Consider the following 19,187-nt stretch of genomic DNA (forward strand, 5'->3'; position numbering starts at 1 on the left):
TTTCTGGGGCTTGTGTCTTTGCTTCGATCTTCTAAAATAAGAAGATGTTCTAATGAGTAGCGGTGCAAAAAAAGGTATATCGGAATATGAGAATAGTCAATTTAAGGTTTTTTAAGGTTTTTGGTAGCATCGTCACTGCGCTTATCGTGTGTACCGTCGCTCAAGCGGCAGAGATTTGCCCCAAAATTGATTGTGATTGTGCCACGTTGCCAGAAGGTGCGTGGCAAAATTCTTGTGTTTCTCACGAAAAAAATATTAAAGCACGATGCGCCAAGAATATGAATCAACCGACCGATTTCTGCTCTTTACATGGGCCCGCTGCATTCCCGTTACCCTTAGCCCTTAAACTTTCGAATATAGAGGTTGTACCCCAAGAAACTATTAAGTCATTGTATTCTCAGTCGGGTAGTCTGTATTTGTCGCTTCATAGTGATCTTGATTCGGTAAAAGCAAAAGTGAGTAACTTGAATTTTAAAGCAGCGCTAGAGTTGTTGGCGGTAATGGATCAAAATATCGATAATCTTTTTGATAGCCAGCGTCAGGTGACGACGAGTTGGTTGGTGTATGAGGAAGAGGGAAAAGCGGTTTCTGCTTGGCGTACTTTTGCCGATGACTCGCTGGATGTAGCAGGAAAGCTTTTTGGCTATGGTAGTGAGCTTTGGAAGAAATACCAAACAGGGGATGACCCGTCTACGAAAAAAGCCTATAGAATTATTTCGTTTAAAGTATTACGTATGGCGGGCAAGGCCTACGAGGCCGCTGGCTATAGCTACTCTGGTGGAGATAAGAATAAAAAAGCGGCTAAAGCATGGGGAACTAGTGCGCGTGTTTCTCAGCGTATATTGGAAGCCAAGCGAGAGTCTAACGGAAGTGAAAGTCATGTTAATTTTTATCAGTATCAAGCCGCTGCTCGATTACACCGAGCCAGCTTTTATTGGGCAGTAGAGCGGGAATCCAAGGATGCGCTGAAGGCGCTTACGAAGGCCAATGATTTTGCTCCAATTGAAGGCTTTGTCAATATTATTGAAGAGCAAGTGCTAGCTGAAGACACGTTTAAAAAGGATGAAGCTCGGCGCAATGAAGAAGCCCTCGACGCATTAGTACGTTAGCGCGCCATTGCCGAGGGCCCTTAAATTACTTGGCCTTAATAGGTATTAAAAGTGTAGGGCTAGATTAAAGTAAGGGCCGTCATAGGTGAGGTCTGCATTGGCCCCCTCGAAATCGACTAATGTCATTTTAAATTGGCGATATCCAAATTCGGCACCAATATCGAGTGCACTTTCAAACATCCACCCCGCTTTAATCTCTATGTCAGATATTGTGCTGTTGTCATAGCTAATGTAATTGATCATGCCCGCCACATATGCCCCGGTGGTGGGTATGTCGAATCTCGCCATTCCGTAGATCATTGGCAGGCCACCGTTAAGTTCAGTGATTTCCTCTATCGGTTCAGCGCCTTCTGGCTCTGATTCTATACTTGCTTGCCCATCAAGAATTTTTGCTGTGATGCCAACATCCATACTGACCCAGTTATCCAGTATTTCGTAATAAAGCGTCAAATCGGTTTGGTTGAAATCGAGCAGCGTTGTGGTTGGCGCGCTTGCGGGAAAGCTAATTTCATCCCATGTGAACTCTCGATCAACGACGGCAAACCCCTCGCTTTTGAGGGTTGCACGTTGAATGCGGATATTAGGTATGAGGGGGATCGGGTGTTCAAGAGCGACGTAAAAAAAGCTGCTTTTGTCGGTCTCAAGACCCAGTTCATCGGTGGTGATGGGTACGTCATCAATTCCCATTGATCCGTCTAAGGATACATCCCAAGAGCCCGCACCCGCATAAATACCTAATACCGTATCGGCGAGGGTGTGGGAGGACAGCAGGCTGCAGCCGCCGATTAAAAGGGGGGCGTACAGGCGTGAGTTCCAGTTTTTCATGATATTTATCCTAATGCAATCCAGAGTGTGCAGTGTCAGCAATATTAACTTATAGCAAATACTTGTGCTGTCGCGCTTTGTTTTTGTAAATGTTGAAATAAACTTGTCGTTCTATGCACCTTTGTCGCGGAGAGTCTCATAGAAAGCGAGTGCAGCATTGCCTAGCGTTCTCTTGGCGTGTGTGACAACACCTAGCTCTCGTTTTAGGTGTACGTTTTTTACTGGGATTTCAATCATTTGATCATCCACCATGGTTTTGGGTAATACGCTCCAGCCGAGCCCGACAGAAACCATCATTTTGATGGTTTCTAGGTAATTCGTGGTCATGCTGAGTTCTAATTTGAGATCCACTTCATCGAAGCATCGTTTAACAAGGCGGCCAGTAAAAGTATTGAGGTCGGGAAGAATAGCAGCCTGTCGGCTAAGTATTTCTAGGGAAATGGTGTGAGCCGCCGCTAGAGGATGGTTTCGAGCAGCGACGAAAACAAGAGGGTCCGACCAGATGCGTTCGCCAATAAGAGGCTCCTGTATTTTCGGGGCTAAGGTTACAACTGCAAGTTCACAGTCACCGTGAGTGACGCGCTCGTGGGCTTGCTCGGAGTCTAAGAATTCAAACTGTAAGTTAACATGCTGGTGTTTTGATGTGAACGCATGCAGTACTGGAGGTAAATGGTGCAGCCCTATGTGGTGACTTGTAGCAACGCGCAGCACGCCTGATATATTGCCCGTTAATTCTTTAATCGTGCGTTCTGTATCAGTAATGGAACGTAGTATTTGCTCAGCCCTTGGGCGAAGCGTTTCGCCAGCTTCAGTTAGTATCACTTCGCGGCCTAATCTATCGAACAAGCAGTGGTTTAATTTTTTTTCCAGTGCTGCAATGCGCTTACTGATAGCGGGTTGTGTGAGATGCAGGCTTTCGGCAGCCAATGAAAACGATTGATGTTCAGCGACGGCGATAAAAGCCTTGAGTGTTTCGGTATCCATTTGATCTTTCCGTGCTCTCTAGAGACATTCTTTATAGTGTATTCCTTTTCGGAATGCAAAATATGAAAATAATGAATTTGAGTTATCAGTCTGGTGATACTAGAATGCTTGGCATCCGCACCTATCGGTGCACTTGAAGACCGCTATTTTAAGAGGCCTGTGTTATGACCCCACGTACGCTTTACGACAAGCTTTGGGATGACCATGAAGTTACTCAAAGGGATGATGGCTCCTCCCTGATTTATATTGATCGCCATATTGTTCACGAGGTGACCTCTCCGCAAGCATTTGAAGGGCTTCGTTTGGCTGGGCGTAAGCCGTGGCGTGTTGATAGCGTTGTGGCAACGCCGGATCATAACGTGCCTACTACATCGTTTGAACGCGCCTCAGGAGTGGATGGAATTGCGGACCCAATATCTAAAATTCAAGTGCAAACACTCGACGATAATTGCGATGAGCTAGGTATTGTCGAGTTTAAAATAAATGACCGACGTCAAGGTATTGTGCACGTTGTGGGGCCCGAAACCGGTGCATGTTTGCCGGGTATGACTATTGTATGCGGTGATTCCCACACATCTACTAATGGTGCACTAGGCGCATTAGCGTTTGGTATTGGTACCAGTGAGGTTGAGCATGTGCTTGCCACGCAATGTATTGTTGCCAAAAAAATGAAAAACATGTTGATTCGTGTCGATGGTGAACTGGGTAAGGGCGTTACCTCAAAAGATGTTGTACTGGCTATTATTGGCAAAATAGGCACTGCAGGTGGAACAGGTTATGCGATTGAGTTTGGTGGCGATGTCTTCCAGAGCATGTCGATGGAAGGCCGTTTAACTGTGTGCAATATGGCCATCGAGGCGGGTGCCCGTGCAGGTATGGTAGCGGTGGATGACATCACAATTGAATACGTCAAAGGTCGTGCCTTTGCACCGAAAGGTGACGTCTGGGAAAAAGCCGAGAGCGATTGGCGGGGGTATTGTTCAGACGACGGAGCGGTGTTTGATAAGGTTGTTGAATTAAAGGGTGCTGACATTAAGCCTCAGGTTAGCTGGGGTACGTCGCCTGAGATGGTGCTGCCTATTGATGGCGCCATACCTGACCCAAGTGCAGAAAATGATGAAGTTAAAGCGGGCGGTATTACACGAGCGCTCGAATATATGGGGTTAAAGGCTGGCCAAGCAATTGAGGATATCTACGTAGATAGAGTCTTTATCGGCTCTTGTACGAATTCTCGCATTGAAGATATTCGAGCTGCAGCAGCCGTTGTTAAAGGTCGCACTAAATCTGAAACGGTTAAAGAAGCGATTGTTGTTCCAGGTTCTGGCGCGGTAAAAGCGCAAGCGGAATTGGAAGGGCTCGATAAAATTTTTACTGCGGCCAATATCGAGTGGCGTGAACCGGGTTGCTCAATGTGTCTTGCTATGAATGCCGATCGACTTGGCGCTGGTGAACATTGTGCGTCCACATCAAACCGCAATTTTGAGGGGCGCCAAGGTTATGGCGGTCGTACGCATCTTGTGAGCCCCGCTATGGCTGCCGCCGCGGCGATTGCCGGCCATTTTGTCGATGTTCGTGAATATTAAGGTTAGAGGAGGGTACTAATGAAAAGTTTTACAACCGTCACTGGCCTTGTTGCACCGATGGACAGGCCGAATGTTGATACCGATTTAATCATCCCAAAGCAGTTTTTAAAATCTATACAGCGCACAGGTTTTGGGCCTAATTTGTTTGACGAATTGCGTTACTTGGATGTGGGTGAGCCCGGAAGAGATAATAGTCAGCGTCCAGTTAATGCTGAGTTTCCTCTTAACTTTAAGCGGTACCAAGGGGCTAGCGTATTATTGGCGCGAGAAAACTTCGGATGTGGTTCTAGTCGTGAGCATGCGCCTTGGGCATTAGATGAATACGGGTTCCGTGCTGTTATTGCGTCTAGTTTTGCTGATATTTTCTATAATAATTGCTTCAAAAATGGCCTATTGCCTATTGTGCTGGATGAGCAAGACGTCAGTGATTTATTTGACGCTATGTACGTTAAAGAAGGCTATGAGCTCACGATTGATTTAAAGCAGCAAAAAGTTATTTCAGACAGTGCAGAATATAGCTTTAAAGTTGATGAATTTCGTAAGCATTGCCTGCTAAATGGCTTTGATGATATTAGTCTTACACTACAAGATGCCGATGCTATAACCACTTATGAAGACAAACGTCGACAAGAAAAGCCTTGGCTATTCGACGCGGTAAGTCAGTAGCTAAACTTTGATTTGAGAGGGAATTACCTTGAGTAAAAAAATAGTATTGTTGCCCGGCGACGGAATTGGGCCAGAGATTATGGCTGAAGCGGTAAAAGTGCTGGAAGTTGTAGATAAGCAATTTAAATTGGGTTTGAAGTTTGAAGAAGATTTGATTGGTGGTTGTGCAATAGATGTGCACGGTGTACCGCTCGCTAATTCTACACTTGAGAAGTGTCAGGCAGCCGATGCCGTGTTAATGGGTTCTGTTGGTGGTCCCAAGTGGGACGCAATGGATTCTAGTATTCGCCCGGAAAAGGGTTTGTTAAAAATTCGCTATGAAATGGGATTGTTTTCGAATTTGCGCCCAGCGATTTTATACCCTCAGCTCGCGGATGCATCTTCACTAAAGCCCGAACTTGTTGCGGGCTTGGATATATTGATTGTACGTGAATTAACCGGTGGTATTTATTTTGGCGAGCCACGTGGAATTAGGCTGCTTGATAATGGCGAGCGCCAAGGGTACAACACTTATGTGTATGCCGAACATGAGGTAGAGCGTATTGGTAGAAGTGCATTTGAGATGGCGATGAAACGTGACAATCGAGTGTGCTCCGTTGATAAAGCAAATGTTTTAGAGGCCACGGTATTGTGGCGAGAAGTTATGCAGTCGTTATCGCGTGAATACCCGGAAGTAGAGCTTTCACATATGTATGTTGATAATGCTGCAATGCAATTGGTGAGAGCACCAAAACAGTTTGATGTAATCGTAACGGGCAATATGTTTGGTGATATTTTGTCGGATACCGCGGCCATGTTAACGGGCTCTATCGGAATGTTGCCCTCTGCATCGTTGAACAAAGAGGGGCGCGGGTTATACGAGCCCGTACATGGTTCAGCGCCCGATATTGCAGGGCAGGGAATAGCCAATCCGCTCGCTACAATTCTTTCTGCGGCAATGATGTTGCGCTATTCGTTAGATCAGGCGGGTGCAGCAGAGGCTATTGAAAGTGCGGTTGGCGCCGTGTTGGACAAAGGTTTACGGTCGGCCGATATCTATTCCGACGGCACAACTAAAGTGTCAACAAGTGAAATGGGTGATGCGGTAGTTGCTGCTTTGGTCGGTTAAAGGTGAATGGTGAGCCCGGTGTTTGGGCCGCCTAACTGGATATGATTCATTAATTTTTAAAGAGAGTTACATTATGAGGGTTGGATTTGTCGGTTGGCGAGGCATGGTTGGCTCAGTATTGATGGGGCGGATGCTAGAAGAAAATGATTTTGTAGGGCTCGAGCCTGTATTTTTTACAACGTCGAATGTAGGTGGAACCGCACCCGCTGTAGGCGTTGAAACGCCTGAGCTAAAAGATGCGTATGACATAACGGAATTGTCGACAATGGATGCGGTTATATCCTGCCAGGGTGGCGATTATACCGGTGCGGTTTTTTCGAAATTGCGTGAAGGTGGCTGGAAAGGCTATTGGATTGATGCAGCTTCATCCCTCCGTATGGATGACAGTGCGTTAATTATTCTTGACCCTGTGAACGATGACGTGATTCGAGAGGGGTTGGCTCGGGGTGTTAAAAACTATATAGGCGGAAATTGTACTGTTAGCTTAATGTTAATGGGATTGGGCGGTCTATTTCGAGAGGGTTTGGTCGAGTGGACATCAGCCATGACGTATCAAGCAGCGAGTGGTGCAGGCGCGCAGAACATGCGCGAGTTGATCACGCAAATGGGTGAAATTCGAGATTGCGTGGCAGATGACTTGGCTAATCCATCAGCTGCCATATTGGATATTGACCGTAAAGTGGTGTCGGCAATGCGTGACGGGTTAACGATAGATCGTTTCGGTGCGCCATTAGCGGGAAGCTTGTTGCCTTACATCGACGTACAGCGGGAAAACTTTCAGAGCAAGGAAGAGTGGAAGGCGGAAGTGGAGACCAATAAAATACTGGGTCGCTCAGGGAACCCGATTCCTATTGATGGTATTTGTGTGCGTGTTGGCGCGATGCGTTGCCATAGTCAGGCGCTGACGCTTAAATTAACTAAGGATGTGCCTTTAAGTGACATTGAGCAAATTATCGCAGCCGCCAATGATTGGGTAAACGTCATTCCTAACGATCGTGACCTTACCCTGCAGGAACTTACACCAACAAAGGTGACCGGTACTTTATCTATTCCGGTGGGGCGATTACGTAAGATGTCTATGGGGCCAAAATACCTTAGTGCATTTACGGTTGGCGATCAGTTACTCTGGGGGGCGGCAGAGCCGTTGCGCCGAATGCTGCGCATATTGCGTGAGCAATAACGATTAAAGAAATAGCATCTTCGTGGGTTCACTACGGGGATGTTTTCCCTCCTTTTATCTCTATAGCGCTACGCTTTAATCTAGCTCGATCAATGAGTGCGTTGGTAGTTGTATTGTCGCCTGATTAAAAAACGCCCATAAAATAGTGTCTTTGTTCAAAAATTACAGGTATTTAGCCGTCTTCTCGGGTCTTTTGCATGGGCAATAAGTTGAAAAAAAGCTATTTATAATGAATACTTACGACCAATACTGAAAGATTATTCGAGGTTATGGCGCTTCGGGTATGACCAAGGGTATGACTGGTTCGTGCGAGGGCCCTTTTGGGGGTTCATAGATACGCGCCAATCTGAATTATTAAAACAAGGGTTCTCCTATGGGTCATAGAATACTGGTTATGCTTTTGGCTGTTTCTGCAGTCGCATTACCGCAAGTTGTTTCTGCGTTGGGGTTGGGTGAAATCACAACAACGTCTGCACTGAATCAGCCACTCAAGGCCGAAATTAAGTTGCTACAGGTACGTGATCTCACAGAGCAAGAGATACTCGTCGGCCTTGCTTCGGCGAAAGACTTCGAGAGAGTGAAGGTCGACCGTCCTTATTTTTTAACGAACTTAAAATTTCAGGTTGAACTCAACGGGTCAGATGGCCCTGTCATATTGGTGACATCTCAAAAGCCAGTACGTGAACCTTTTATCAATTTTGTAATGCAAGCTCAGTGGCCAAGTGGCCGTCTACTGCGCGAGTATACTTTGCTGATGGATTTACCTGTTTTTGACGATAGGCCTGCGCAGTCAGTTGTTGCCGCTGAATCTCAACCGCGACAAAGACAGACATCATCCGCATCCGACACAAACCCAGCCGCGACGCAGCCGTCTAACTTCAACCCTCGTTCAGCATTTTCTGATGCACCTGAACGCCCCTTAGCTGTTCAGCAGCAAGTCCATTCCTCAATCCTTCAGGGTGGCGCAGCCAATCGTGACGATGTTTACGGGCCTGTTAAGCCAAATGATACTTTGTGGGATATTGCCAAGGAAGTTCGCCCAGATCGCAGTGTTTCAATTCAGCAAACTATGCTGGCCATACAGCGGTTGAATCCAAATGCATTTATTAATAACAATATTAACTTGTTACGAAAGGGGCAGATTTTACGGGTTCCTGACCAAGCGCAAATAATAGAATATTCAAAGCGCGAGGCTATTAGCGAAGTTGCGGTTCAAAACAATAGCTGGAGTGGAGACCCTAATGGAGGCTTTGGTCCTGCATCGGGTGCACAGCTTGAGGGTAGCCGCACCATTGGCGCCACTGATGCGCGCTCGGTGAATCGAGAAGGGCGTGTAAAGTTGACGTCTCCTGAAGATATAGACAGTAGTGTTGCTGGTCGTGGAGCGGGTTCTGGGTCTAGTAGCGCTGAAGCGTTGGAGAATGAGCTAGCAATTACGTTAGAGCAGCTTGATAAAAGCTCTCGTGAAAATATCGATTTAAAATCACGCATTGATGCACTCCAAGATCAGATCAAAACAATGGAGCGCATGATTGAGATCAGCAATGAAGATATGCGCGCATTGGAGCTTTCTGCTCAGCAAAACAGGCAGTCGCAGCAGCCTGACACCGCGCCTAACGCAGGAATAGAACCCACCCTACCGGAAGACGTAATCCAGGCGGAAAGCGGTGAGCCTGATGTGGCAGAAGTTACTGAAGATGTTCTGAGTGAGGAAGCTTTGAACGAAGAGCCTACGCTGGAGCCAACGGCTATACCCACGCCTAAAAAGGTTGTAGTAGCGTCTAGGCCGGTGGAAAAGACGTTTGTTGATCATTTACTTGATAACATTATTTTTATTGGCGCTGGATTGGCGGCCATTTTATTAGCTGCGTTCTTGTTTGTTCGTCATAGACAGTCTAACGAAGAATTGATAGACGACTCAGAAGACTTTATTGGACAAGCGCATACACCGTTCGATGACGTAGGTATTGAGGACGAAGAATTTACAGAGCCCTCCGATATCGATGATGTAAATCTATCTGAGTTTGATGAGGATGAGCCTGAGGTAGAAATAGAGCCTACTGAAGCGGATGATACTGCTGAAGCGCAAACTGAAGATGTTGTTGCAGAAGCGGATATATACATCGCTTACGGCAAACTGGATCAAGCCGAAGAAATGTTGCTTAAGGCTTTGGATCGTGATGCTTCAAATACTGATGTTCGTGTGAAATTGCTAGAAGTGTACTCTCAGCAACAAGACCCTGAAAAATTTGATCCACATTATGCCCAATTACTTTTCTCGAACGATGATTCGGCTAAGCAAAGAGGAGAGCAGTTACGCGAATCTATTGGCGGAGCGGCGCCTTTCGAGTCGAGTTTATATGATGCTGATGTATCAGCAAGTGCTCTGGTGGATGTTGATGTTGACTCAAATGATCAGGCCGAAATACCTGAAGAAGAGGTTTCTAACGATTTTGGTGAATTGACGCTTGAATTTGAAAGTACCGGTGATAATACCGGTTCAGAAATTGTTAGTGAGGCCGATGCACTCGAAGAAAGTCTTGATTTTGAATTGGATCTTGGCGGGGAGAATTCTTTAGATCAAGACGAGTTTGGGTTGGAGGCTCTTAGTGATGACGCCGTTGACCCACTTGACGACGGCTTAGCGCTAGAGTTGGATTTAAGTGAAATCGATGGTGATATTGACTTTGAAATTGAGGCGTCAGGCGACGACAGCATTGAAGTCGAATCTGATCTGGAATTCGATCTCTCTGACGATTTGGTCGAGGATGAGTTGAGCTTGGATCTCGATATCGATTCTACTGAAGTTAATGATGCAGACGACCTCTCTATTGACGAATTTGACTTAGAGTTCGATCTCGAATCTGCTTCTGAAGACATCATGGCGATTGATGATTCAGTGTCAGACGTTTCTAGTGCCGATCCGCTTGTGGTAGATGAGCTCGAATCTCTATCTGATCTCGAATCTTTATCCGAAATCGAAGTTCTATCTGAATTCGAACTAGATGAATCGGGTGCAGATGAATTACTCAGCTTTGAGGAAGCCTTGGAGGCAGATCTACCTGAAGATTCAGCCGCTTTTGAGGAGGCCTCTTTGGAGGAAAATACGTCAGAGCTAACATTAGAGTCTGGCGATGAGTTTGACGACTTTGATTTAGGTGATCTTGATCTTGATGGGTTGTCTACGGATGAGCCTGAAGATTTATCTGTGGTTACTGGTTTTGATTTAGAGGATGGTCTAGATGATGTTTCGCTAGAGTCAGAATTCGACGGTGAGCCTGTAGAAGAATTGCCAAACGAAGCACTTAATGACGATTTGTCTGCTGATATTGATAGTGATTTAAGTCTAGACGCTCTTGATGCAGAAATTGAAAGCTTGTCTGCAAATGACGAAGCTGACGAGCTTACTCTTGAAGATGATTTTTTAGATGTGCTTGAAGAGGGCTTAGATGATACTGATGGAGTGGCCTCGGATGTTGAGCTGGTAGCTGAGGGCAGTAACTCTTCAGAGGACTTATCGTTAACGAGTAGTTTAGATCTATCTGCACTTGACCAAGAGCTAGATGAGCTAACGTCGGGGCTTGGTGTCGAAGAAGCTGATATTGATAGCTTAGAATTGACGGCAGCGGATGATATGGATGAGCCTGTTGCCGGAGAAAAGCTTGCTCAGCCAACGGTAATGGAAGAGCCAGTAACAGATTTTGGTGATTTTGAAATTGAGCTCGAAGCTGATTTTGACGAAGATATTAATGGTGATGAACCGTTGGACCTATTAGTGTCTGGTGTTGATGATAGTGACAGTGCTCACGATGTTGGTGCCGAAACACTGGAAGAAGAATTGGTCGAAGAGGAAGATTATACTGGTGGCGAAGATACGTTATTTGATCAAGCTATCGCCGATATTCCTGATGCGGGTTTAGACTTCGATATACCCGAAATTAATCCGGAGTCTGACGATGACGATGATGACTTGGGCTTTTTGAGTGATAGTGACGAGACAGCAACTAAGCTAGATTTGGCTCGTGCCTATATTGATATGGGCGATGCAGATGGTGCTCGGGATATTCTCGATGAAATATTGAAAGAGGGTAACGCTCAGCAGAAACAAGAAGCTGAGAATCTGTTATCGCGCGTCTAGCGCGTTACGATTAGCCCGTTAGCTATAAAGCCCTGCCAATGCAGGGCTTTTTTATTCACCCGTTATACTGCAGTCAGCTATTAGTCTCATGTCTTACGAACCGCGCAATACATATATACGTAATGTTGAAATTAAAACGGGAATGCTGTTTCCAGACGGAATGTCGCGTATAGCGCTCGGCATTGAGTATTCAGGTTCTGGCTTGAACGGCTTTCAAAAGCAAACGAGCACGCAGAACACAGTGCAACACCATATTGAATCAGCGTTAAGTTATGTTGCCGATGAGCCTGTTACGCTTGTGTGTGCAGGAAGAACGGATGCTGGTGTTCATGCAAGTGGTCAAGTTGTCCATTTCGATACACTGGCAATTAGGCCCTCGAAGGCGTGGGTTCAGGGCGCAAATGCGCGTTTGCCAAGCGGCATTCGTATTCATTGGGCTCAAGCGGTAGATTCGAGTTTTCATGCTCGGTTTAGTGCACAGGCACGTCGTTACCGCTATGTTATTCATGCCGCGCCGGTGCGATCGGCTGTTATGGGCACTCAAGTGACTTGGACTGGGGATGCGCTCGATTTGCCTGCAATGCAAAGTTGCGTTACTGCGTTATTGGGTGTTCACGATTTTAGCGCGTTTCGTGCTTCTCAGTGTCAAGCGCGAAGCCCTATACGAGAGATGCAGCGTATAGGGCTGTACGAAGTCGGCCAGTTTATTGTTTTGGATATAACAGCAAACGCCTTTTTACATCATATGGTTCGCAATATAGTCGGTGCTGTGCTGGATATAGGGCGTGGGAGGCGGCCTGTCGATTGGTTGGCGACCCTGCTAAAAGGGCGTGATCGCACTTTATCTGCGGCTACAGCGCCACCACACGGCCTCTACCTAGTGACCGTTGATTATCCTGTAAATTTTGGGTTGCCTAATAGTGAAATAGGGCCTTCATTTCTGGCTCCCAAGCTAGAACGCTGAACTTATTCGTCGTTAACAGCAAACCAGATTTATCAATTCTCTCCAAAGTGCTTGGTTTTCTGGTACCATTTCGCGTTTTTTAGGTATTTGAATTCTCTGGAGAGACTTACACAGAGGAACGAGGAATCAGTGTGCGTATAAAAGTGTGTGGTATTACGAACGTAAGCGATGCGCGTGTAGCGGTAGAAGCCGGTGTAGATGCCATCGGCTTAGTCTTCTATGAACCCAGCCCTCGTAATATTGCCGATTTAGACGTTGCACAAGAAATAGCGTTGTCAGTTGGTCCTTTCGTGACGGTTGTTGCATTGTTTGTGAATCCTACAGTTGCATTTGTTCAACGCATACTTAAAAACGTACCTCTACATATTTTACAATTCCATGGTGATGAAGAAGCTGAGTTTTGTAAGCAATTTAATCGTCCATATATGAAAGCGCTGCGTATGAAAGAGGGCGTAGATGTTAATGCCCAGGTGGCACAATACCCGTGCGCAACCGGTATATTGTTAGATGCTTATAAGAAAGGGGTGCCCGGCGGTACAGGGGAAACCTTTGATTGGGCGCGAGTACCTGAGAAACCTTTAGCACCAATAGTTTTGGCTGGTGGCTTAACGCCAAACAATATTGCAAAGGCGGTGTTGTCCGTAGGTGTTTATGGTGTAGACGTAAGTGGCGGGGTTGAGTTGTCACCCGGCGTAAAAGATAAAAACAAAATTAAAGCGTTTGTAGATAATGCGAAGGTGGAGCGATTAAGTGAGTAGTAAAGTGGATAGTGATAGCGCAAAAATTGATTATTCAGCAGTCCCAGACGACAACGGACATTTCGGCATATTTGGCGGCAAATTTGTATCAGAAACACTGATGCATGCGTTGGATGACTTGGATTCACTCTATAAACGCGTAAAAGATACTCCAGAGTTCCAGCAGGAATTTGACTACGATCTAGCGCACTATGTTGGTCGCCCGTCACCGTTGTATTTTGCAGAGCAATTAACGAAAGCGGTCGGTGGCGCGAAGATCTACCTTAAGCGCGAAGATTTGAATCACACGGGCGCGCACAAGGTTAATAATACAATCGGTCAAGCTTTGTTAGCTAAATATACCGGTAAAACTCGCGTAATTGCGGAAACCGGTGCGGGACAGCACGGTGTGGCGACCGCAACGGTAGCTGCTCGCTTGGGCTTGAAATGCGTAGTGTATATGGGCGCGGAAGATGTCCAGCGCCAGGCGCTGAATGTCTACCGCATGAAATTATTAGGTGCGGAAGTGGTTCCTGTCACGTCAGGGTCTAAGACACTCAAAGATGCTATGAATGAGGCGATGCGAGATTGGGTTACCAATGTCGACGATACGTTTTATATTATTGGAACAGTCGCCGGGCCTCATCCTTACCCACAATTAGTTCGTGATTTTCAGTGTGTGATCGGTCGTGAAGCACGGCAGCAAAGTTTGACGCAAACGGGCAAACTACCCGATGCCTTGGTGGCTTGCGTGGGTGGAGGATCAAATGCAATTGGCTTGTTCCACCCTTTTCTTGAAGATGAAAGCGTCAAAATGTACGGCGTAGAAGCTGGTGGTTTAGGGGTTGAAACAGGTAAGCATGCCGCTCCATTAAACGATGGTATCCCTGGCATTTTACACGGTAATCGCACGTATCTAATGGAAGATGAAAACGGTCAGATTATTGAAACCCATTCGGTTTCAGCAGGGTTGGATTACCCTGGTGTAGGGCCTGAACATTCGTGGTTGAAGGATATTGGCCGCGTTGACTACGTGGCTATCAATGATGATGAGGCGATGAATGCTTTCCGCCGATTAACGAAAGTAGAAGGTATAATGCCCGCGTTGGAGTCAAGTCATGCCGTTGCATATGCAGAAAAACTCGCGAAGAAAATGGATAAAGACGAAATGATTATTGTTAATCTTTCGGGGCGAGGCGATAAAGATATTCTCACCGTTGCGGAAATCGACGGCATTACATTATAAGAGCGAGGAGCCTTAGTGAATAGAATTACAGTACGCCTGTCTGCCTGTAAAGCAGAAGGGAAAAAAGCGCTGGTTAGTTATATCGTTCACGGTGACCCTGTTGCTGATGCAACGTTACCCGCTATGCATGCTCTAGTTAAAAGTGGTACCGATATTATCGAGTTGGGTGTGCCTTTTTCCGACCCTATGGCTGAGGGGCCGGTGATACAGAAAGGGCATGAGCGAGCACTGGCCAATGGCGCTAGCCTTACCAGCGCCATCAAGTTAGTGAGAGAATTTCGTAGCACAAACAGTGATACACCGGTTGTGCTTATGGGTTACGCCAATCCAATCGAGCGCATGGGTTATAGCGTGTTAGCAAAAACCGCATCTGAAGCCGGAGTTGATGGCGTATTGACGGTTGACTTGCCTCCAGAAGAGGCGGGCCCATTCACTGAAGAGCTCAAATCTGTGGGTATGGAGAATATATTCCTCATTGCCCCTACTACTACCGAAAAACGTGTTCAGCAAATTACGAGTCTTGCCGGTGGTTTTATTTATTACGTGTCATTAAAAGGCGTAACTGGTGCAGGCCATTTAGACATTCAGTCAGTTGAAGATAAATTGCAATTGATACGAACCCATACTAAGTTGCCCGTGTTAGTGGGGTTTGGGATAAAAGATAAAATAACGGCCAAAGCTATTGGTGCAGTTGCAGATGGCGTTGTTGTAGGCAGCGTTTATGTAGAGGCTATGGGAGGAGCCTCACAACAGAGTGTCAGTGAGATATGCGATACTCTTTCAGCAATTGTTCAACCCATTCGTCAAGGATTGGACGAGCTATAACCTTTGAGAATTTTGAGTTATGAGTTGGCTAGAAAAAATTGTATCGTCAAGTGTTCGTTCTTCTGCTTCGCGTAGTGCTAGTAAAGTACCAGAAGGGTTGTGGAAAAAGTGTACAAAATGTTCCGCTGTTTTGTACCGTCCCGAACTGGAAAAAAACCTAGACGTATGTCCTAAATGTGATCATCACATGCGCATAGGTGCACGTCGTCGGTTGGATATTTTTTTAGATGAAGAGGGTAGGGAGGAACTCGCGACAGAGGTGTTACCTGTCGATAGGTTAAAGTTTAAAGATGTTAAAAAATACCGTGATCGTTTGACGACGGCTCAGAAGAATACGGGTGAAAAAGATGCGCTCGTGGCGATGAAGGGCACGTTAACGTCTATGCCAGTGGTTGCTAGCGCTTTTGAATTCGCGTTTCATGGCGGTTCTATGGGCTATGCTGTTGGTGAAAAATTCACTCGGGCTGCGCAGGTTGCATTAGAAGAGCGTATTCCTTACATTTGTTTTTCTGCAACGGGTGGTGCACGCATGCAGGAAGCCTTAATTTCTCTTATGCAAATGGCAAAAACCAGCGCTGTGATCGAGAAGTTAAAGATGGAGGGTATTCCCTTTATTTCAGTTATGACCGATCCGGTTTATGGTGGGGTATCGGCTAGCTTAGCGTTGTTAGGAGACATAAATGCAGCTGAGCCCGGAGCGAGAGCGGGCTTTGCAGGCCCTGCTATTATCGAGCAAACTATTCGTCAGAAATTACCGAAAGGTTTTCAGCGGAGCGAATTTTTGTTAGAGCACGGCGCGATAGATATGATTTTACATCGTAATCAAATGCGCGATCGCTTAGGCTCCATTCTGGCTAAATTGACACATCAGTCAGCGTGTTAACGTGGGCCGAGATCTTGTCCAATTGACCGTAACAATGTGATTCTGTGTGAATTCACAATCTCAGCATAATCCAGATTCTGTACCACGTTATTCAACCCTAGCGGATTGGCTAGCGTGGATGGAGTCTTTGCATCCCTCGGAAATTGATTTAGGATTGGTTCGAATCTCTGACGTAGCCAAGCGGCTCGGTTTTGCTTCGTTAGTGGGAGAGGGGCCGCGTACGGGCAACGGGCTAAAAATAGTCACGGTTGCGGGTACTAACGGCAAAGGGTCCTGCGTTTTTGCCATGGAGTCGTTACTTCGTGCAGAAAATAAAACCGTTGGTAGTTTTTGTTCTCCGCATTTTCTTTATTACAATGAAAGAATAAAGGTGAACGGCGTAGCCGTAGCCGATGACGTAATATGTTCAGCGTTTTCTGCGATAGATAAAGCTAGGCAAGATACAAGTTTGACCTATTTTGAATTTGGCGCTCTAGCGGCGATATTAATCTTCTGGGAATCTAACCTGGATTATTGGCTGCTAGAAGTCGGGCTTGGTGGGCGTTTAGATGCGGTTAATATTCTAACGCCGGATATTGCAGTCGTGACATCAATTGCCTTAGATCATGAAAAATGGTTGGGGAATACCAGAGAGGCGATTGCGTTAGAAAAAGCGGGAATATTACGAGAGGGGATTCCGTTTGTTTGTTCGGAGCTAGACGCTCCACGCTCCTTGCTTGATCGAGCTAAGCATTACAACGTGCGTCTGTTCCAATTGGGTGATCATTTCAGGGTTTCGAAAAACCACCATACTTCTATCGAGTTGTATGTGAGTGGTAACAGTGAGCCTATAACTGTCGAAGAGCCGCTTTTACCACTTCCAAGTATGGCGGCCGCATGCCAAGTGGTAGGGCTGCTGGGTTACCCATTAACGGATAGTGCTGGGCAATGTCTTTCTGGTCTCACGCTGACCGGGCGTTTTAGTCGTCACGCGCGGGCGGCGGGTAAAGGGTTGATTCTTGATGTTGCTCATAACCCAGCCGCAACGACCCTACTATCGGCTCGCTTAAACCAATATTTTGGCAGAGAACGGTTGGACGCGGTTGTGTCTATAATGGATGATAAAGATATTGAAGGTGCTTTTCGGCCGTTAATAGAGAGTATCGAGCGGTGGTATATCGCCGCGTTACCGGATAATCCAAGAGCTGCTGAGCCAGAACAGATTCAGGCAATACTGTTACAGTTGGGTGTTTCACGGGAAAGTATTACACTTTCTTCGTGTGTCTGTGCAGCGATCGAAATGGCCGATGAAAATGAAAAAGCAGGCGAACTATTAGTGTTTGGGTCATTTTTTACGGTAGCCAATGCTTTGGCATTTATTGAAAGAGGCAAATAGTGGACGACGGACTCAAGCAGCGAATAGTGGGGGCCTTTGTGCTCGTGGCTATTGGTGTAGTGTTTATTCCTGTGGTATTTGATCGAGAACGAATTGAGGTACTTAATCGTAAGACTCAAATTCCCCCCGCGCCTCATATCGAGCCTATTTCTATTCCTGCTCCGATTCAGCCCATTGCTATCGAGAAACTCAGCCCTCCACCGACAGCCTACATACCCAATGATCGAAGTATTCAGCCTGACACTATTGAAACAAAAGTACTGGATGATAAAGGAACGCCGAACGGTTGGCTGCTTCAGCTGGCCAGTTATCGTTTTTCTGAGCATGCAACGGTTAAGCGCGATGAGCTGATTGAGTTAGGGTATTCTGCTTATGTGCGTTCTGTGCAAACAGAGCAAGGAAAAATGACGCGGTTGTTTGTAGGGCCAAACCTAGATAAGCAAAAAGTAGTGGAAATACAAAAACAATTGAATTCTCGTTTAGGTGTTGATTCTATATTGTTGCGGTTTGAACCTTAGTTTTCTACTGAGTGTAACAGCGTATTAGCATAAGTGTTGATCGGTGTGTTTTTTACGTTTACTGATTTTATGTAGTAGAACTAAGAGTGATATAGAAAGTACCACGAGTGAAATATAGTAGCCGCTTCTTTGGAATTCAAACGGTATGAGTATTACCGTCGATACCACCTCAATACTAACGATAACACCAATAAAGACGATCAAAAAACGATTGGTTACGCGGCGACAAAACATAGCCCCTAATGGTGCGCCAATCATGACAACCGGTGCGGCAAGTAGCCACAACTGTTTTATTTGAGGTGTTATATCATTGAATACAAGCCACTGGAAAAGTGTGCCAAATACTGATGTGATGGCCATAATTACCACTGATATTTGCGTCGCAAGTTTCAGTTCTAAACGAAAATAAAATGCAAGTAAGCAAAAAGCGACTAAGTCTGCACCAGAACCGAGTAAACCCGATAGAATCCCGCCTAAAAAACCCGCTTTAACTATTAAATTCTTATCGATTAGACTGAGCACACCGAGATCGGTGTAATGGTCCTTTTTGTTTGAAAAGGCCCACAGGTACACCAGCATAAATACGAATAAAAATAAGGTGAACCCAATACGCAGATCATTGCCTACTATCAGTGTATCTAAAAAACCCAGCGACAATAATAGCCCGAGTACTGTGCTAGGTATAAAAAAGCTAAAAAAAGCAATGGGTAAGTTGCGAACACGTATTAGGATATAAAGGCTTGCTGAGGTCATGCCAATGCTTTGGATGGCCAGAGAAAATGTTTTGGCGGTGTCTGCGCTTGCGCCTAACACTTTTGTTAACCCGGGAAATGCAACGGCGCCCCCTCCAAGAAAAGTAGAGCCTGCCACAAATGAACCAAGGGACATTATGGGCGCAATTAAATTGTCTGGCGCAACCCAAGCATGATGATATTGCTCCCCAAAGACGCTAAAAAACACTGCTAAGGCTACAATAAATAGTGCGGCAACGACAAACTTGCTATTAGAAAGAGGGAGGGCGTTAAACATAGGTTAGACAGCTCATA

The 19,187-nt window shown here is 46.0% G+C and carries 16 protein-coding genes; 13 read left to right on the plus strand and 3 right to left on the minus strand.

Annotation, left to right across the window (positions count from 1 at the left end; translation table 11 throughout):
- Window positions 1-86 precede the first annotated feature (86 nt).
- Entirely contained in the window at window positions 87-1,109 is a 1,023-nt protein-coding gene (locus tag H5647_RS13490) for a hypothetical protein (protein WP_045859274.1), read from the plus strand.
- Window positions 1,110-1,154: 45 nt separating this feature from the next.
- On the opposite strand, the gene H5647_RS13495 is transcribed toward H5647_RS13490, so the two are convergent.
- Together H5647_RS13495 and H5647_RS13500 are read right to left on the minus strand one after the other, a co-directional pair.
- The gene (locus H5647_RS13495; protein ID WP_045859276.1) at window positions 1,155-1,934 is read right to left on the minus strand and encodes a TIGR04219 family outer membrane beta-barrel protein; all 780 of its coding nucleotides are present in this window, start codon (window positions 1,932-1,934) and stop codon (window positions 1,155-1,157) included.
- A 111-nt stretch (window positions 1,935-2,045) separates the two neighbouring features.
- Window positions 2,046-2,918 carry a LysR family transcriptional regulator gene (locus H5647_RS13500; protein ID WP_045859278.1) on the minus strand — a complete coding sequence of 291 codons (873 nt, stop codon included), beginning with the start codon at window positions 2,916-2,918 and terminating at the stop codon, window positions 2,046-2,048.
- 164 nt (window positions 2,919-3,082) lie between these two features.
- Between H5647_RS13500 and leuC the strand changes: the two genes are divergently transcribed.
- The 12 genes from leuC to H5647_RS13560 all read left to right on the plus strand — a co-directional run bounded on the left by leuC (window position 3,083) and on the right by H5647_RS13560 (window position 18,141).
- Window positions 3,083-4,501, plus strand: coding sequence for a 3-isopropylmalate dehydratase large subunit (gene leuC / locus H5647_RS13505; protein WP_045859279.1), 1,419 nt, complete (start codon window positions 3,083-3,085; stop codon window positions 4,499-4,501).
- 18 nt (window positions 4,502-4,519) lie between these two features.
- Entirely contained in the window at window positions 4,520-5,167 is a 648-nt protein-coding gene (gene leuD / locus H5647_RS13510; protein WP_045859281.1) for a 3-isopropylmalate dehydratase small subunit, read from the plus strand.
- A gap of 28 nt (window positions 5,168-5,195) precedes the next feature.
- A complete protein-coding gene (leuB, locus tag H5647_RS13515) occupies window positions 5,196-6,275 on the plus strand; it encodes a 3-isopropylmalate dehydrogenase (RefSeq protein ID WP_045859283.1) in 1,080 nt (359 codons plus the stop codon).
- 73 nt (window positions 6,276-6,348) lie between these two features.
- Window positions 6,349-7,455 (plus strand): aspartate-semialdehyde dehydrogenase, encoded by a 1,107-nt coding sequence (asd, locus tag H5647_RS13520; RefSeq protein WP_236074890.1) that lies wholly within the window; start codon window positions 6,349-6,351, stop codon window positions 7,453-7,455.
- Window positions 7,456-7,828: 373 nt separating this feature from the next.
- Window positions 7,829-11,593, plus strand: coding sequence for a FimV/HubP family polar landmark protein (locus tag H5647_RS13525; protein ID WP_045859285.1), 3,765 nt, complete (start codon window positions 7,829-7,831; stop codon window positions 11,591-11,593).
- An 88-nt stretch (window positions 11,594-11,681) separates the two neighbouring features.
- Window positions 11,682-12,557, plus strand: a complete 876-nt coding sequence (gene truA, locus H5647_RS13530; protein ID WP_082087057.1) for a tRNA pseudouridine(38-40) synthase TruA — start codon at window positions 11,682-11,684, stop codon at window positions 12,555-12,557.
- Between the two features lie 131 nt (window positions 12,558-12,688).
- Window positions 12,689-13,315: a phosphoribosylanthranilate isomerase gene (locus H5647_RS13535; RefSeq protein WP_045859288.1), complete on the plus strand. Its 627-nt coding sequence runs from the start codon at window positions 12,689-12,691 to the stop codon at window positions 13,313-13,315.
- A complete protein-coding gene (trpB, locus tag H5647_RS13540; RefSeq protein ID WP_408034002.1) occupies window positions 13,308-14,540 on the plus strand; it encodes a tryptophan synthase subunit beta in 1,233 nt (410 codons plus the stop codon). Before H5647_RS13535 ends, trpB begins: the two co-directional genes overlap by 8 nt.
- Window positions 14,541-14,555: 15 nt before the next feature.
- Window positions 14,556-15,365: a tryptophan synthase subunit alpha gene (trpA, locus tag H5647_RS13545; RefSeq protein WP_045859289.1), complete on the plus strand. Its 810-nt coding sequence runs from the start codon at window positions 14,556-14,558 to the stop codon at window positions 15,363-15,365.
- A gap of 19 nt (window positions 15,366-15,384) precedes the next feature.
- Window positions 15,385-16,248, plus strand: coding sequence for an acetyl-CoA carboxylase, carboxyltransferase subunit beta (gene accD, locus H5647_RS13550; RefSeq protein WP_045859291.1), 864 nt, complete (start codon window positions 15,385-15,387; stop codon window positions 16,246-16,248).
- Window positions 16,249-16,294: 46 nt separating this feature from the next.
- Window positions 16,295-17,623 carry a bifunctional folylpolyglutamate synthase/dihydrofolate synthase gene (locus tag H5647_RS13555; RefSeq protein ID WP_236074891.1) on the plus strand — a complete coding sequence of 443 codons (1,329 nt, stop codon included), beginning with the start codon at window positions 16,295-16,297 and terminating at the stop codon, window positions 17,621-17,623.
- Window positions 17,623-18,141, plus strand: a complete 519-nt coding sequence (locus H5647_RS13560; RefSeq protein WP_045859295.1) for an SPOR domain-containing protein — start codon at window positions 17,623-17,625, stop codon at window positions 18,139-18,141. Before H5647_RS13555 ends, H5647_RS13560 begins: the two co-directional genes overlap by 1 nt.
- Before the next feature lie 24 nt (window positions 18,142-18,165).
- On the opposite strand, the gene H5647_RS13565 is transcribed toward H5647_RS13560, so the two are convergent.
- Window positions 18,166-19,170 (minus strand): TSUP family transporter, encoded by a 1,005-nt coding sequence (locus H5647_RS13565; RefSeq protein WP_045859297.1) that lies wholly within the window; start codon window positions 19,168-19,170, stop codon window positions 18,166-18,168.
- Window positions 19,171-19,187 lie beyond the last annotated feature (17 nt).

The sequence above is a fragment of the Teredinibacter purpureus genome (assembly GCF_014217335.1).
Lineage (GTDB): Bacteria > Pseudomonadota > Gammaproteobacteria > Pseudomonadales > Cellvibrionaceae > Teredinibacter > Teredinibacter purpureus.